This window comes from Armatimonadota bacterium (genome assembly GCA_031459765.1).
Lineage (GTDB): Bacteria > Sysuimicrobiota > Sysuimicrobiia > Sysuimicrobiales > Kaftiobacteriaceae > Kaftiobacterium > Kaftiobacterium secundum.
Map to the genome: position 1 here is coordinate 100,676 of JAVKHY010000006.1, position 13,701 is coordinate 114,376.

Below are 13,701 nucleotides of genomic sequence, written 5' to 3' on the forward strand. Positions count from 1 at the left end.
TTGTCGGCTCTGCGCCGCACAGGCGTCGGAAGAACGGGAGACCTACACAGGCATACCCCTGACGATCTGACGCCCATGGGCGCCGAGCCGGTCCTGCGGTGGACCGGAACGCCGCGCCGCACAACGCTGTCGGATCTTCATCATGGACGTCACCTGCCTGCTCAAACGCCCATGAGGCTAGCACACTTCGCCGGGGGCGTCAATCAGAACAGCAGCTCCAGTTCGGTGAGCCGGAGGCGCATCGCCTGCCGGGAGACGCGGAACTGCTCCGCCAGGTCGCCGACGACGCGGTCCACGGCCCGGGCCCGCTCCTCCGGACCGAGGGCGCGCAGGATGCTCGTCTGGGCCTGCTCGAAGGCCCGGCGCACCGCGCCGGCCGGCATGAGCAGCTCCGCGGCAAAGACCCGGGCTTCACGTTCCTGGAGGGCGCGGGCCGGCTCGCGGATCACCGGCGGCTGCCCCGGCGCCTCGCTGGCCACGAGGGCGGAATGCCCGAGGACCGCGTGCGCCAGCTCCTCGGCGACGGCCCACCGCCGCTCCGCATCGCTGCGGAAGGGGTACTCCCGGTTCAGCACCAGCACAGGCCGGTCCGGCCCGCCTTCAATGCCGCCGCGCTGGCCGGCCGGCAGCGCCCGCCAGCGCACCGGATAGCCCAGCGCTTCGGCCAGCCCTTCGACGTCGACGGGAATCCGGGTGGGAAACGCCTCCAGCAGCTGGCGTGCCTGCAGCGCCGCACGGGAACGGCGCGGGGTGGGAGGTCGGGCCGGCACCGGCGCGGCCGCGCCGAGCGCAGCGATCGCCGCCCGCTCTTCGGGGCTGAACGGGCGACCGCTGCTCTCCAGCTGGAAGAGCCCGCACTCCGGGCACGACCAGGCGATCGGCGGCTCGCACTCGCTGGCGAACCGCGGCGACATCTCCGAGGCGCAAACCGGACAGGCACGCATGGGCGAGTTGGGATTAGGTACCTGCGGCGGACCTTCCTGCCGAACGCACGCGGCCGGACCGACTGCGTGTCGGCCCGACTAGATCACGGGGGGCCGCAGCAGGCGCATCCGCGCGTCGCGCGCGGCGGCCCGCACGTCCGGGAAGGGCAGCCCTTCCAGCTGCATCAGGACCTCCGCGGCCTGCAGGATGACCCGCTGCAGGTCGCCTTCTTCGGTCTGGCTGGCGCGGCTCAGCTGCATCCAGTCCGCGCCGCGCATCCAGGCGACCACGGCGTCGGCCCGCCGGTCGGCCGGCGACGGCAGACGGCGCCGCGAGACCGGGTCCCATTCGGGCTCGAACTGGGCGACCACCGGATCCGCCGGGAGGGCCTGGCGGCGCTCGAGGTCGGCGAGTTCCTTCGCCAGGCGTGCCAGCGGCTGCAGTCCGGCTTCTCCCCCGCGACGCGGAGCGCGTTCGGTGGCCAGCGCGCCCCCTACGGCCGCCCAGGCTGCGGTGGACGCCCCGATCAGGCTGCGGCGCACGGCCTCGGCCAGGATCAGGATGCGCGGATGGCGCAGTTCCGCCGCCCACCGGCCGTCCGCCGTGAGGCGGTACTCCGGATCCAGGTAGCCCAGCTGCCGCAGCACCGCGGCGCGCCGGGTGAACTCGTCGATGAGGGACCCTTCCACGTTGTGCAGCGCCTGCCGCAGGGCGGAACGGCGGAGCTCCCGGGCCCGCAGCGCTTCGATCGTCGCCAGGCACCGCGACTCCACCGGGCAGCGGGCGCAGGGCCAGGCCTCGAGCTCCTGCTCCTGGGCGGCAAGCTCCTCCACAGGCAGGTGCGCGTCGCGCCGCCGCATCCGCGCCAGCCGGTCGCGCATCCGTTCGTAGCGGCCCCGCGTGATGAGCCGGTCGTCGCAGGGCCGGCCGGCCAGGTCGTCGGGAGGAATCGAGGCGATGGCCTGCCGCAGGCGCACCACCTCGTCCCGCCGCTCGTAGGCGGCCAGGGACCGGCCCAGTTCCTGCTGGGCTTCCCGGAGCGTGCAGCGGCGCAGCAGGTTGAGGACCTGCACATAGCCCGGCGTGAACGCCGACAGCACGGGCTCCGGCTCCGCGTCGATCAGGGCCAGACCCTCGCGCGCCTCCTCCCGGGAGGTGGCCGGCAGCACGACGATCCCGATGGTGTCCTTGCCCCGGCGGCCGGCCCGTCCCGCCATCTGGTGGAACTCGGTGGGCGTCAGGGACACGGGACCCTCCGGGCTGTTCCGCACCAGCGTGGACAGCGCCACCGTCCGGGCCGGCACGTCCAGCCCGCTGGCCAGCGTCGTCGTGGCGCACACCGCGCGGATGAGCCCGCGGCTGAGCAGATCTTCGACGGCGAGGCGCCAGGCCGTGGTGTGACCGGCATGGTGCGGGGCGATCCCGGCATCGATCAGTGCGTTGCGGAAGGGGTGCTGCCGCAGCAGGGGGTAGTCCTTCTCCCACCGGGCCATCGCCGCCGCGCGCAGTTCGGGCCCGAAGGCCCGCAGCGAGGCCAGTTCCCGCGCCGCCTCGTCGCACTGCCGGCGCGACGGGTAGAAGAGGATCACCGGGAGCAGCCGGTAATGCTCGAGGTCGCGCAGCAGCGAGGGGAGCCACCCGGCCGTCCGGCCGCCCGGCGGCAGGTGCCCCAGGGCATCGGGCGGGATGAGCCGGCCCCGGCCGTCGGCGAGGATGTAGCGCAGCGGCACCGGACGCAGGCGCTCCACAATCACCTCGGGCCGCGCGCCGCGGAGTTCGGTCAGCCAGGAGGCGACGGTCTCCGCGTTGGGGAAGGTGGCGGAGAGCAGCAGCAGACGGCTGCTCCTGGGGGCCAGCATGAGGATCTCCTCCCACGCCGTGCCCCGCTCGGGATCGGCCAGGTAGTGCGCCTCGTCGAGCACGATCAGGTCCGGCGCGGCGGAGACACCGTAGAGCGCGTTGCGGAGGATCTCGGTGGTGGCGACGATAATGGGCGCCTGGGCATTGATGCGGCGCTCGCCGGTGAGCAGGCCCACGGACTCCAGACCGTACAGACCGCTGAACCGGTGGAACTTCTGGTTGGACAGCGCCTTGAGCGGCGTGGTATACCAGGCGCGTCCGCCCCGGGCCAGCACCTCCGCCATCGCCTGCTCGGCGATCCACGTCTTCCCGCTGCCCGTCGGCGCCGCGACCAGGACATCGCCGGTGCGCACGGCGGCCAGTGCGGCTTCCTGGAAGGGGGCGGGGACAAAGGGGGCGGCCGGCGGCGTGCCGACGTCTTCGAGAATGGCGCGGAGTTTGCCGGAGGTGGGACGTCGAATGGTCTGTCGGACGGCGAGTCGCGATCGCGCCATGTGCCCTCATGATAGCGGATGCATCTCCTCGGCACCAGTGCGACGCATACTGATTGTTACTTGACTTCTATGAACCGCGACGGGACCGCCGATGTCATCGTCCTCGGCCTGGGAGCCATGGGCAGCGCGGCCGCCTATCACCTGGCCCGCCGCGGCCGACAGGTGATCGGGCTCGAGCAGTTCACTCCCGGGCACGACCGCGGCTCCTCCCACGGCCGCTCCCGGATCATCCGGGAGGCCTACTTCGAACACCCGGACTACGTCCCGCTGGTCCGGCGCGCCTACGAGCTCTGGGCCGCCCTCCAGGCGGAGGACGGATCCCGCCTCTTCCTGCCCACGGGAGGATTGATGATCGGTCCGCACGACGGCGCCCTGGTACAGGGCGCGCTCGCCAGCGCCCGCACCCACGATCTGGACCACGAGGTGCTGGACAGCGCCGGGCTGCGGGCCCGCTACCCGGTGTTCCAGGTCCGGGACGACGCCGCGGCGGTCTGGGAGCCCCGTGCCGGGGTCCTCTTCCCGGAGGCCGGTGTCCTGGCGCACCTGCGGGGCGCCCTGCGCCACGGGGCGCGCCTCCGGACGGAAGAGCGGGTCCTGGCCTGGCATCCCCGCGACGGCGGCGTGGAGGTTGAGACAGACCGCGGCGTCTACGGCGGAGACCATCTGGTCGTCACCGCCGGCCCGTGGGCCGCGCAGGTCCTGACCGACCTCGGGCTGCCGCTACAGGTCGAGCGCAACGTGATGTACTGGTTCCAGCCGGCCGATCCCGCCCTGTTCGCCCCGCACCGCCTGCCCGTGTACATCTACGAGTACCGACGGGAGGCCTTCATCTACGGGTTCCCCCGGCTCGGCGACGACGGGGTGAAGGTCGCCCACCACCACAGCGGCGAGATCTGCACCCCCGAGGACATCCGCCGCGATGTCTCGGCCGACGAGGTCTCCCGCATGCGGGAGATCCTGGCGCACACCCTGCCCGGCCTGGCCGGGGAGTTGCGGCAGGCCGTGACCTGCATGTACACGAACACCCCGGACGGCCACTTCATCATCGATCGCCACCCCCGCCACCCCCAGGTGATCCTGGCCTGCGGCTTCTCGGGACACGGCTTCAAGTTTGCCCCGGTGGTGGGGGAGATTTTGGCCGACCTGGCCGTCGACGGCCGCACCCGTCACCGAATCGACCTGTTCCGCCTCGACCGATTCATGGTATAGTGTAGGCAATGGCTTCCACCCGCCCTTCCCCGCGGCGGGATCCCGTTCTCCTGTATCGCATTCAGTCCGATTTTGCCGCGGGTCTGGCTCCGGCCCAGATTGCCGAGAAGCTCTCGCTTCCGGTGTACACCGTGACCACGGCGCTTCGCCGGGACGGGAGTCCGGGTGCCTTGCCGGACCCGTACAGCCTCGCCCAGCGGCGGGCCGACCAGCGGGATGCCACCCTGCTGTACTGGGTGGGCTACGTGGCCGCCTGCGGCGCCGTCTACGACGGGCCGACTCCCACGGTGGTCATCGACCTCGACCCACGAGACATCCCCCACGTGGAGCGGATGCTGGCCGACCTGACCGACCGGCATCCCGGCTGCGAGTTCTGCCAGAGCAGCGCGCGCGGACTGCAGGCCTACATCCGGGATCGCGCCCTGGGGCGGCTGCTCCTGCACTGGGGGATTCCGGACGGCAGCCGGGCCGACTCGGTACCCCTCCACTTCATCCCGGCAGCCCTGCTCCCCCACTTCGTCCGCGGATATCTCGAGGGGGGACGGGGCACGCCGCCCTTCGGCGGCCGGACGACCCCGGGATCCGTGGGGGCCATCCGCAGGGTGGTTTTCGAGGGGCCCCCGACCTTCCTCGCCGCGCTGCGCGAGGCCCTTCGACCTCACGTCGACGGTCGCGGCACACTGGTGATCCGGCGCGGCACCGGCAGGCTCACCTACACCGGTCGGGCGGCGCCGCGTGTGGTGCGCTTCGCCTATCGGGACGCCGACCGGTCGCTCCCGCGCCTGGATCGTCTGCGCCAGACACTGCGCCTTCCAGGACCCGCTGCACAGAACGGACGCCTGCGGGCCCGCCGAGGCTAGGCGGCCCGCGGAGGATCGAGGAGGAGATGGCCACGAAGCGGTTGTACGTGGGGAACCTGCCCTACGATGTCGGCGAGCAGGACCTCCGGACGTTGTTCGAGCCCTTCGGACCGGTCAGCGCCGTCCAGCTCATCGGCGGACGAGGTTTCGGATTCGTGGAAGTTCCCGAGGAGCGGGCGCCGGACGCGATCGCGCAGGTCAACGGCAGGCAGCACGGCGGCCGCGCCCTGGTGGTCAGCGAGGCTCGTCCGCGCCAGCCGTCCTTCGGCGGTGAGCGCCGGGGGCCGAGCGGCGGCTTCCGACGCGACGCCGGCGGCGGAGGACTCGGACGCGACGCCAGAGGCGGACCGGGCGGCGGTGGACGCGGTCGCCGCGGCAGCGGACGGGGCTCCGCAGGTGGCGGCGGACGCCGCGGCGGCCGGGGATGGCACCGCGAGCGCTACTGAAATCGCCTTGGGTTGCGCTGCCTCAGATAGATCCGAGACACCCTGAGTGAGGGTGCTCCGCCACAAACACCGCTGCAAACCCGTCCGTCGGGGCTACACTGGCCCCATGAATGTCCAAGAGATCATCCTGCCCCAGGTCCGGCACCTGCGGGTGGCGCCCGAGCTGTCCCCCGAGGCCCGTCGCCGGATGACCGGCGCACGCGGCGCCCCACACGGGTGCGCCAGCCCCAAACGTCGCCGGAGCTGGTGGCCCGGATCCGGGCGCTGCGCGAGGCCTACCCCCGCTGGGGGGACCGCAAGCTGGCCGTGCTGCTGCAGCGCGAGGACTATCGCGTCGCGCACGCGACGGTGGGGCGGGTGCTGACCCGCCTGCGCGCGAAGGGGCAACTGCAGGAACCGCCCCTGGTGCGAGCGGCGATCCACAAACGGCGCCGGCGGGCGCGCCTGCAGCGGCGCTACGCGCGGCGGATGCCGTGGGGCTACCTCCCGCGGGCGCCGGGCGATCTGGTCCAGATCGACACGACGCCCATCACGCTCTATCCGGGCTGTCCGCGGGTGCACATCACCGCCCGCGATGTCGTCAGTCGCAAAGATGTGGTCGCCGCCTACAAGCGGGGCAACAGCGCGGCGGCCGAGGACTTGCTGCGCCACGAACTGCCGCGGATGGGCGTCCCCATCCGGGCCCTCCAGATCGATGGGGGCTCGGAATTCAAGGCCAACTTCGAGCGGGCCTGTCAGGCCCTGGGGATCGCGCTCTACGTCCTGCCCCCGCGCAGTCCCCGCTTGAATGGCAAGGTGGGTGCCCGATGACTTGGTCGCCCACAATACGCTGCTGCGGGAGCACGAGGCGGTCTATAATGGGCTCCGGCCCCACCAGGCGCTCGGGTATCTTACCCCGAACGAGTTTGTGACGCGCTGGCAGGCCGATCACCCGTGAAGGAGGCAAAGTGTCTCGCATCTACTGAGGCAGTACACGGGTTTGACGGCCAGGCGGCGCTCTGCTACACTAAGCAAGTCGTCATAGATGCGTTGAGCGAGGGATGCGCATCCGGCATCCCTCGCGGTGTGTCGCGAGCCTTCCTCGGACGGATTGGTGCTGGCGAGACACACGCAGATGCCGGCACAATTCGTCGGCCCGAATCCTCGGGCCGGTCCGGGCGCTCCCCGGACGCGAAGGAGGCTTTTTTGTTATGCAGACACCACAGGTCGTACGACACCGACCGCAGCGGGCGCCCCACCACGCGCCCCAGAGCGGATCCCCGTCCACGGCGGAGGCGACGGCCCCGCCGGCCGCATCGGGCGGTCGCAGCTTCGGCCGCCTGGAGCTGCGCCCCGATGTCCTCCGGGCGGTTCACGAGCTTGGCTGGACCCAGCCGACACCGATCCAGGAGCAGGTCATCCCGCTCCTGAGGGAGGGACGGGACCTGGTCGGCCAGGCGCAGACCGGCTCCGGCAAGACCGGGGCCTTCGGGATCCCGCTCGTCGAGCGGATCGACCCGCAGGCGCGCGATCTGCAGGCCCTGGTGCTGGTTCCCACGCGGGAACTCGCCCTCCAGGTGTCCGATGAAGTCCGCGCTCTGGGGCGATACCGCCACCTCCGGGTTGTCACCCTGTTTGGCGGGCAGCCCATCGAGCGGCAGTTCGCCGACCTCCGGCGCCATCCGCAGGCGGCGATCGCCACACCCGGCCGGCTGCTGGACCACCTGCGGCGGCGCACCGTCACCCTCGGCGCCGTCGGGCTGGTCGTCCTCGACGAGGCAGACCGCATGCTGGACATGGGTTTCCTGCCCGACGTCACGCAGATCCTCCGCGCGCTGCCGGCTCATCGCCAGACGGCGCTGTTCTCGGCCACGATGCCCGCCGCGGTCCGGACCATCGCCGACCGGCAGATGCGGCATCCGGTCGCGGTCCAGGTCGCGGCGCCGGCACCGACGGTCGAGACGGTGGAGCAGTTCTACGTGGAGGTCGCGGAGGAGGACAAGGTCAGAGCGCTGCGCCGACTGCTGCAGGACGAGGCGATTCGCAGCGCCCTGGTCTTCCGGCGGACCCAACACCGGGCGGACCGGCTGGCCACCCAGCTGGGTCGCCACCACCGGGTCGGCGTGCTGCACGGGGGGATGCGCCAGAGCGCGCGGCTGCGGGCCCTGCGCGACTTCGAGGAGCGGCGCACGCCCATCCTGGTGGCGACCAACGTCGCGGCACGGGGATTGGATCTGCCGGAGATCTCCCACGTGATCAACTTCGACGCGCCGGAGGACGTGGAGACCTACATCCACCGCGTCGGCCGCACCGCCCGCGCCGGCCGCGCGGGGACGGCGATCACGCTGATCGGCCAGCACGATCTCCAGATCTTCGATCAGCTGCGCCGCACCCTCGGTCCGTCGTTCCGGCGCCACCCGCTGAATCTCTACACCTGACGCCTGCGGGTGCCACCGCCGCCGGGCGGGCGTGGTAGGATGGCGCTGGGATGCGCATCGTCTCCCTGCTGCCCAGCGCCACCGAGATCGTCTGCGCCCTCGGCCTGGCCGACTCCCTCGTCGGGATCTCCCACGACTGCGACTATCCGCCGGAGATCCGCAACCGTCCGGTCCTGAGCGAGGCCGTCGTGACGGGCGATCTGCCCAGCGCCGTCATCGACGCCCGCATCCGCGAGCAGGTGCACCGCGGCCGAAGCGTGTATCATCTGGACGAGGCGCAGCTCGCCCGGCTGCGGCCCGACCTCATCCTGACCCAGGAGCTCTGCCGGGTCTGCGCGCCTTCCTACTCGCTGGTGCAGCAGGCGGCGAAGATCCTGGACGCCAAACCCGGGATCGTCTCTCTGGAACCACGGGGGCTCCGGGATATCCTGGCCAACATTCAGCTGGTGGGAGACCTGACGGGCACGAGCACCCAGGCCCGGGCCATCGTGGACGGCCTGCAGGAGCGGATCGATGCCGTGTCGCGCGCGGTCGCCGGCACGACGCGACCGCGCGTGGCCTGCCTCGAGTGGCTGGAGCCCATCTTCGTCGGCGGACACTGGGTGCCCGAGATGGTGGAGGTCGCGGGAGGACACGACGTCCTCGGCCGCGCGGGAGAGCCCTCCTTTGTGGTCGAGTGGGATCAGGTCGTGGCAGCGCAGCCCGACGTGATCGTCCTGATGCCCTGCGGCTTCGACATCCCGCGGACGCGCCGGGAGCTGGACCTGCTGACAACCCGTCCGGGGTGGGAGGCGCTCTCCGCCGTCCGCGCCGGGCGCGTCTACCTGACCGATGCGTCGGCGTACTTCAACCGCCCCGGCCCACGCATCGTGACCGGGCTGGAGATCCTCGCTGCGATCCTGCATCCGGACCGTTTCCCAGTTCCGCTCCCCCCTCACAGCGTCGAGGAGTGGCGGCCCGCCGCCAGCAACTCACGCCGGTAGCCTCGGCGCGCGGCCGATCAGTAGTCGTCCCAGTTCTTCTTCTCGACCGTCCAGTCGGTGGGACCCGCGGGACGCATGGAGAGGTGCAGCATGGCGCTGGTCCGCGTCGCCCCGTGCCAGTGCCAGGTGTGGGCCGGGATGACGGCGACGTCGCCGGGGCGGATGATCCGCCGCTCGTGCTCCGTGGCCACGATGCCCTCGCCCTCCAGCACATACAGCGCCTGGTCGGTGGAGTGCACGTGGGGGATGGTCCGCGCCCCGGGCTCGAAGAAGACGCCGATCAGCTCCACCCTGCCGGGATCGGTGGGACGGACCAGGTGGTGCAGCCGGACGCGGCCGGAGAAATACTCCGGCCGGTCCGGGGGCCCGGCCCGCTCGCGCTGGGGTTTCACCACCTCGATCACGACGCCGCCCCCCGCCCCCGCATCACCTCATCCACCGACCGGCCCAGCAGCAGCCGGCCGAGTTTGCGGTGGCCGATCCTGAGGTAGTGGGCGCGCCACACCCGGACGACGTCCTCCTTCGTCCGGGCGGCGTCGAGTTCGCCTTTCACCCGGGTTAGGTAGTCCCGCTCTTCATCGGGCGAAGCAAACGCCGGCTCGCGTGTCGCCATGAGACGCCTCCTGTCGGCGACGGTCTGTGCCCTTTCAGTCTACGCGCCGTAGGGGGCACATCCTCCCCGGCGAATACCACCGGCCGTGGGTTCCTACTCCGGCCCGCCGCCGAAGGAGGCGTTCACCCCGAAAGAGTGGGCCATCATCCGGCGACACCGCACGCCCGAGCAGGTCCAGCGGTTCCTGAACGCCCTGCCCTACAACTACGAAAGGCGGGCGGAGACGCTCCGCTCTTTCCGTCAGGTGATCCGCCGCGGCACCGCGCACTGCCTGGAGGCGGCGCTGGTCGCGGCCGTGATCCTGGAACAGCACCACTATCCGCCGCTGGTGCTGAGCTTCGAATCCCAGGACAACCTGGATCACGTCATTTTCGTCTTCCGCCGTCGAGGGCGCTGGGGGTCGGTCGCCCGCTCGCGGGACGCCGGGTTGCACGGACGTCGGCCCGTGTTCCGGACCCTCCGCGCGCTGGCCTGGAGCTACTTCGACCCCTACGTGGACTGGACCGGACGCCTCACCGGCTACCAGCTGGTTGATCTGCGCGATCTCGGCGACTACGACTGGCGGTTCAACCCGAAGAACATGTGGAAGGTGGAGAAGTTCCTCATCGACATCCCGCACCGGCCGCTGCGCAGCTCAGAGGCCCGGTACCGGCGGCTGCTGGCCCGGTTCACCGAGTACCGCCGCCGGCACCCCAAAGGTCCGGTGATCGAGATCTACTCCGGCCGCGAGCGGTGGATGCCGCTGCCCCGCGATGCCTGAACTCCCCGACGTGGAGACCCTGGCCCGCAGACTGCGGCGGCGCCTGCGGGGCCGCCGGATCCGCGGGGTCCGCCTGCTCACCCCGTCCACCGTCCGCCATCCCGATCCGGTGACCTTCACGCGCCTGCTGCCCGGCCGGCGGGTGCTGGACGTCGATCGCCGCGGCAAATACCTGCTGATCCGCCTCTCCGGCGATCTGACCCTCGCCGTCCACCTGCGGATGACCGGAGACTTCGAAGTCACGGTGGCCCGGACGCCGCTCCATCCCCACACGCGTGTGCTCTTCGAAGTCAACGGGGTCCACCTCCGCTTCATCGACCTCCGACGGTTCGGGCACATGGACCTGGTCACGCCGCGCCAGCTGGAGCACCTGCGGGGAGTGGCCACTTTGGGCGTGGAGCCGCTGGGACCGGAGTTCACCCCGGCGCGATTTCGCCAGCTGGTCCGCGGGCACCGGATGGGGCTCAAGGTGCTGCTCCTGCGTCAGGACCTCATCGCCGGCATCGGCAACCTCTATGCCGACGAGATCCTCTGGCAGGCCCGGCTGCACCCGGGCCGGTCCGTCGATACGCTGTCGGCGCAGCAGATCGCCGCCCTGTACCGCATCATCCGCCGCGTCCTGGACCGTGCGGTCCGGCTCCTCCCCCGGTACGGAGGGGCCGTCGGGGTCTTTCTCGACGCCCGCGAACGCGGCGGGCGGTGCCCGCGCGACCACGGGACCCTGCGGGTCGCCCGGATCGCCGGCCGCACGACCTACTTCTGCCCGCGCTGCCAGCGCTAGGTCAACCGGAGTCCTCTGGTTCCCGTCTATACCTGCTGGGACGGGGGCACCGTGTCGGAGGATCATGTTTCCGTCACCTTCCATGAGGATGGCGTGATCATGCGGCACTTCCTCTCCATGATGACGGCGGTGTGCGTCCTGGCGCTGGCCGCGCCGATATTCGGTGCGCCGACCTCTGTGCCACGCCAATATGTGGGGATCTATGATGAGCTCCAGGGACAGCTGGCGCGGTTCGAGGCCGCGCTGCGGGCCCGATGGGATGGGACGAGAGCACCGGTGCTGTTCAGCGGGGAACTGTTAGCCGCCAACGGGCACGTCGGCGAGGCGCTGATCCGCCCGGGACGCGAGCAAAGGGTGGAGACCTCCCTGGATGCCTTTCAGACCCTGGGCCTCCAGGCCGCGACGGTCCAGATCAGCTTCCCCATGCTGTACCGCCCCTTCTACCGCAGCGCTGAGGAGCACGCCGCGTACCTCGCGGCGTACCGGCAGGTGGCCGCGGCCGTCCGCAGGCGCGGCATGAAGCTCATCGTCAAGTCGCAGGCCATCTTCAGCAAGGGCGGCTGGACGACGTGGGACGTGGGGTCGTTCTACCGCCGCCTCTCTCTCGACGAGTACATCCGCGGCCGCACCGACGTCGCCCTCACCATCGCCCGGGAACTGCGGCCCGACTACCTGTCCGTGGTCATGGAACCCGACACCGAGGCGGACCAGACCGGGCTGCCCATGGACACGGCGGCGAACAGTGTGCGCCTCGTGACCTCCGTCCTCAGCGCCCTACGCCGCGCCGGCCTCACCGAGATCCGGGTGGGCGCGGGCGTGGGGACGTGGCACCGGCAGTACGATGCCCTGGCGCAGGCCTTTGCCGCGACCGGCGTGGACTTCATCGACATCCATGTGTATCCGGTGAACCGGGATTACCTGGACCGTGCCGTGACCGTCGCGTGGATCGCGAAGCGTGCCGGCAAGGCGGTGGCGATGACGGAGGCCTGGCTGTACAAAGCGGGCAGCGCGGAACTGTCCCGAGGCGTCACGTCCGAGGAGATCTTCGGCCGCGACGCCTTTTCGTTTTGGGAGCCGCTGGATCAGAAGTTCCTGGAGGTCATGGTGACCTTCGCCCATGCGGAGCGGCTGGCCTTCTTCTCCCCTTACTGGACGAAGTATTTCTCCGCATACCTGGACTTCGAGCAGGCGAAGGGCCTCGCGCCCCGGGACCTCGCCGCCCTCTCCACGCGCGCCGCGGGCGAGGCGCTGGCGGCGGGCCGCTTTACCCAGACCGGGCTGACGTACAAGACGCTGATCGCCTCGGGAGCCCCTCCCCCGCCGACGGCGCCTTCCTCGACCCCGGGATCGGCGCGCCCCTCCCGGGTGCTGGTCGAAAACGGAGGGCGCGTCGCCTGGTCGCATGTCCGAGATCTCATCGCCTACGATCACATCGGGCCGGACGGATCCTACGAGATCTCCACCATCCGGCCGGACGGCACGGAGTCCCGTTGCCTGACCTGCGGGCAGCGCGCCCTGCCCCGTTCGCACCGGGGGAACCCGGCCTGGCATCCGTCGGGCGACTACCTGGTGCTGCAGGCGCACAATCCGGCGGTCTCGTCGCATCGAGGACCGCAGGAGCGCTACCTCGGCACGCCCGGCATCGGCATCCACAACGACATCTGGATCATCTCCGCCGACGGCGCTCGCGCCTGGAAGGTGACGAATGTCGGGACGGGGGGCGGGGTGCTGCACCCACGGTTCTCCCACGACGGCCGGACTCTGGTCTGGAGCGAGGTCGTCGATCCGGGGAGGCGCGGTTTGGGCGGGCAGTGGGCGATCAAGATCGCAGAGGTGACCTTCGTCGATGGGGCGCCCCGCGTCACGAACGTCCGGACGGTGCAGCCGGGCGGGCTCCAGCTCTACGAGACGCACAGCTTCTCGCCGGACGACGGCCGACTCCTGTTCTCCGGCGTGCCGCGGGGAGGAACTTACTTCGACCTGGAGATCTACAGCTACGAGTTGCGTTCGGGACGTCTGCTGCGCCTGACCCAGAATCGAGAGTGGGACGAGCATGCCCATTTCACGCCCGACGGCCGGGCGATCGTCTGGGCCAGCAGCGAGGGGATCGCCATGCGCAAGGATCCCCGGGATCTGCGCCTGGACTACTGGACCATGGCCCCCGACGGCCGGGGCAAGCGACGGCTGACCTGGTACAACGAGTCGCCGGCCGCCGGCGAGGGGACCGTCGCCGCGGACTTCGAGTTCGGGCCCGACGGCAAGACCATCGTGGCCAAATTCGGCGTCGCCGGCCGGGGCGAACGCGTCCTCCTGCTGCGCCTCTTTGACTAGCCGCTGGAGGGCCTTGCGCCCGC

14 protein-coding genes are annotated in these 13,701 nt (G+C 71.1%); 10 read left to right on the forward strand and 4 right to left on the reverse strand.

Going from position 1 to position 13,701, the window contains the following annotated elements:
- Positions 1 to 203 precede the first annotated feature (203 nt).
- Positions 204 to 914: an ImmA/IrrE family metallo-endopeptidase gene (locus QN141_09030; GenBank protein ID MDR7558620.1), complete on the reverse strand. Its 711-nt coding sequence runs from the start codon at positions 912 to 914 to the stop codon at positions 204 to 206.
- 108 nt (positions 915 to 1,022) lie between these two features.
- Positions 1,023 to 3,278, reverse strand: coding sequence for a DEAD/DEAH box helicase (locus QN141_09035; GenBank protein ID MDR7558621.1), 2,256 nt, complete (start codon positions 3,276 to 3,278; stop codon positions 1,023 to 1,025).
- A 69-nt stretch (positions 3,279 to 3,347) separates the two neighbouring features.
- Here QN141_09035 and solA point away from each other — a divergent pair, with 69 nt between their 5' ends.
- The 7 genes from solA to QN141_09070 all read left to right on the forward strand — a co-directional run bounded on the left by solA (position 3,348) and on the right by QN141_09070 (position 9,193).
- Positions 3,348 to 4,487, forward strand: coding sequence for an N-methyl-L-tryptophan oxidase (solA, locus tag QN141_09040; protein ID MDR7558622.1), 1,140 nt, complete (start codon positions 3,348 to 3,350; stop codon positions 4,485 to 4,487).
- An 8-nt stretch (positions 4,488 to 4,495) separates the two neighbouring features.
- A complete protein-coding gene (locus QN141_09045) occupies positions 4,496 to 5,347 on the forward strand; it encodes a hypothetical protein (GenBank protein ID MDR7558623.1) in 852 nt (283 codons plus the stop codon).
- A gap of 26 nt (positions 5,348 to 5,373) precedes the next feature.
- A complete protein-coding gene (locus QN141_09050; protein MDR7558624.1) occupies positions 5,374 to 5,793 on the forward strand; it encodes an RNA-binding protein in 420 nt (139 codons plus the stop codon).
- A gap of 72 nt (positions 5,794 to 5,865) precedes the next feature.
- Positions 5,866 to 6,603 carry a helix-turn-helix domain-containing protein gene (locus QN141_09055; GenBank protein MDR7558625.1) on the forward strand — a complete coding sequence of 246 codons (738 nt, stop codon included), beginning with the start codon at positions 5,866 to 5,868 and terminating at the stop codon, positions 6,601 to 6,603.
- Positions 6,593 to 6,730: a hypothetical protein gene (locus tag QN141_09060; GenBank protein MDR7558626.1), complete on the forward strand. Its 138-nt coding sequence runs from the start codon at positions 6,593 to 6,595 to the stop codon at positions 6,728 to 6,730. Before QN141_09055 ends, QN141_09060 begins: the two co-directional genes overlap by 11 nt.
- A gap of 253 nt (positions 6,731 to 6,983) precedes the next feature.
- Complete coding sequence (locus tag QN141_09065; GenBank protein ID MDR7558627.1) at positions 6,984 to 8,210, forward strand: DEAD/DEAH box helicase; 1,227 nt, start codon at positions 6,984 to 6,986, stop codon at positions 8,208 to 8,210.
- A 50-nt stretch (positions 8,211 to 8,260) separates the two neighbouring features.
- Positions 8,261 to 9,193 carry a cobalamin-binding protein gene (locus QN141_09070; protein ID MDR7558628.1) on the forward strand — a complete coding sequence of 311 codons (933 nt, stop codon included), beginning with the start codon at positions 8,261 to 8,263 and terminating at the stop codon, positions 9,191 to 9,193.
- A 17-nt stretch (positions 9,194 to 9,210) separates the two neighbouring features.
- Here QN141_09070 and QN141_09075 read toward each other — a convergent pair whose 3' ends face one another.
- Both QN141_09075 and QN141_09080 read right to left on the reverse strand, forming a co-directional pair.
- Positions 9,211 to 9,597, reverse strand: coding sequence for a cupin domain-containing protein (locus QN141_09075; protein MDR7558629.1), 387 nt, complete (start codon positions 9,595 to 9,597; stop codon positions 9,211 to 9,213).
- Positions 9,594 to 9,806 carry a hypothetical protein gene (locus tag QN141_09080; GenBank protein MDR7558630.1) on the reverse strand — a complete coding sequence of 71 codons (213 nt, stop codon included), beginning with the start codon at positions 9,804 to 9,806 and terminating at the stop codon, positions 9,594 to 9,596. Before QN141_09080 ends, QN141_09075 begins: the two co-directional genes overlap by 4 nt.
- Before the next feature lie 85 nt (positions 9,807 to 9,891).
- Here QN141_09080 and QN141_09085 point away from each other — a divergent pair, with 85 nt between their 5' ends.
- From QN141_09085 to QN141_09095, 3 genes are all read left to right on the forward strand, one after another.
- Positions 9,892 to 10,566, forward strand: a complete 675-nt coding sequence (locus tag QN141_09085) for a hypothetical protein (GenBank protein ID MDR7558631.1) — start codon at positions 9,892 to 9,894, stop codon at positions 10,564 to 10,566.
- Positions 10,559 to 11,347, forward strand: coding sequence for a bifunctional DNA-formamidopyrimidine glycosylase/DNA-(apurinic or apyrimidinic site) lyase (gene mutM, locus QN141_09090; GenBank protein MDR7558632.1), 789 nt, complete (start codon positions 10,559 to 10,561; stop codon positions 11,345 to 11,347). Before QN141_09085 ends, mutM begins: the two co-directional genes overlap by 8 nt.
- A gap of 93 nt (positions 11,348 to 11,440) precedes the next feature.
- A complete protein-coding gene (locus QN141_09095) occupies positions 11,441 to 13,678 on the forward strand; it encodes a hypothetical protein (GenBank protein ID MDR7558633.1) in 2,238 nt (745 codons plus the stop codon).
- Positions 13,679 to 13,701: the final 23 nt, after the last annotated feature.

Excerpts from the sequence above, each read along its gene's own strand:
- QN141_09070 (MDR7558628.1), top strand. The coding sequence starts at position 8,261 with ATGCGCATCGTCTCCCTGCTGCCCAGCGCCACCGAGATCGTCTGCGCC.
- solA (MDR7558622.1), top strand. The coding sequence starts at position 3,348 with ATGAACCGCGACGGGACCGCCGATGTCATCGTCCTCGGCCTGGGAGCC.
- QN141_09035 (MDR7558621.1), bottom strand. The coding sequence starts at position 3,278 with ATGGCGCGATCGCGACTCGCCGTCCGACAGACCATTCGACGTCCCACC.
- QN141_09030 (MDR7558620.1), bottom strand. The coding sequence starts at position 914 with ATGTCGCCGCGGTTCGCCAGCGAGTGCGAGCCGCCGATCGCCTGGTCG.
- QN141_09050 (MDR7558624.1), top strand. The coding sequence starts at position 5,374 with ATGGCCACGAAGCGGTTGTACGTGGGGAACCTGCCCTACGATGTCGGC.
- QN141_09080 (MDR7558630.1), bottom strand. The coding sequence starts at position 9,806 with ATGGCGACACGCGAGCCGGCGTTTGCTTCGCCCGATGAAGAGCGGGAC.
- QN141_09045 (MDR7558623.1), top strand. The coding sequence starts at position 4,496 with ATGGCTTCCACCCGCCCTTCCCCGCGGCGGGATCCCGTTCTCCTGTAT.
- mutM (MDR7558632.1), top strand. The coding sequence starts at position 10,559 with ATGCCTGAACTCCCCGACGTGGAGACCCTGGCCCGCAGACTGCGGCGG.
- QN141_09065 (MDR7558627.1), top strand. The coding sequence starts at position 6,984 with ATGCAGACACCACAGGTCGTACGACACCGACCGCAGCGGGCGCCCCAC.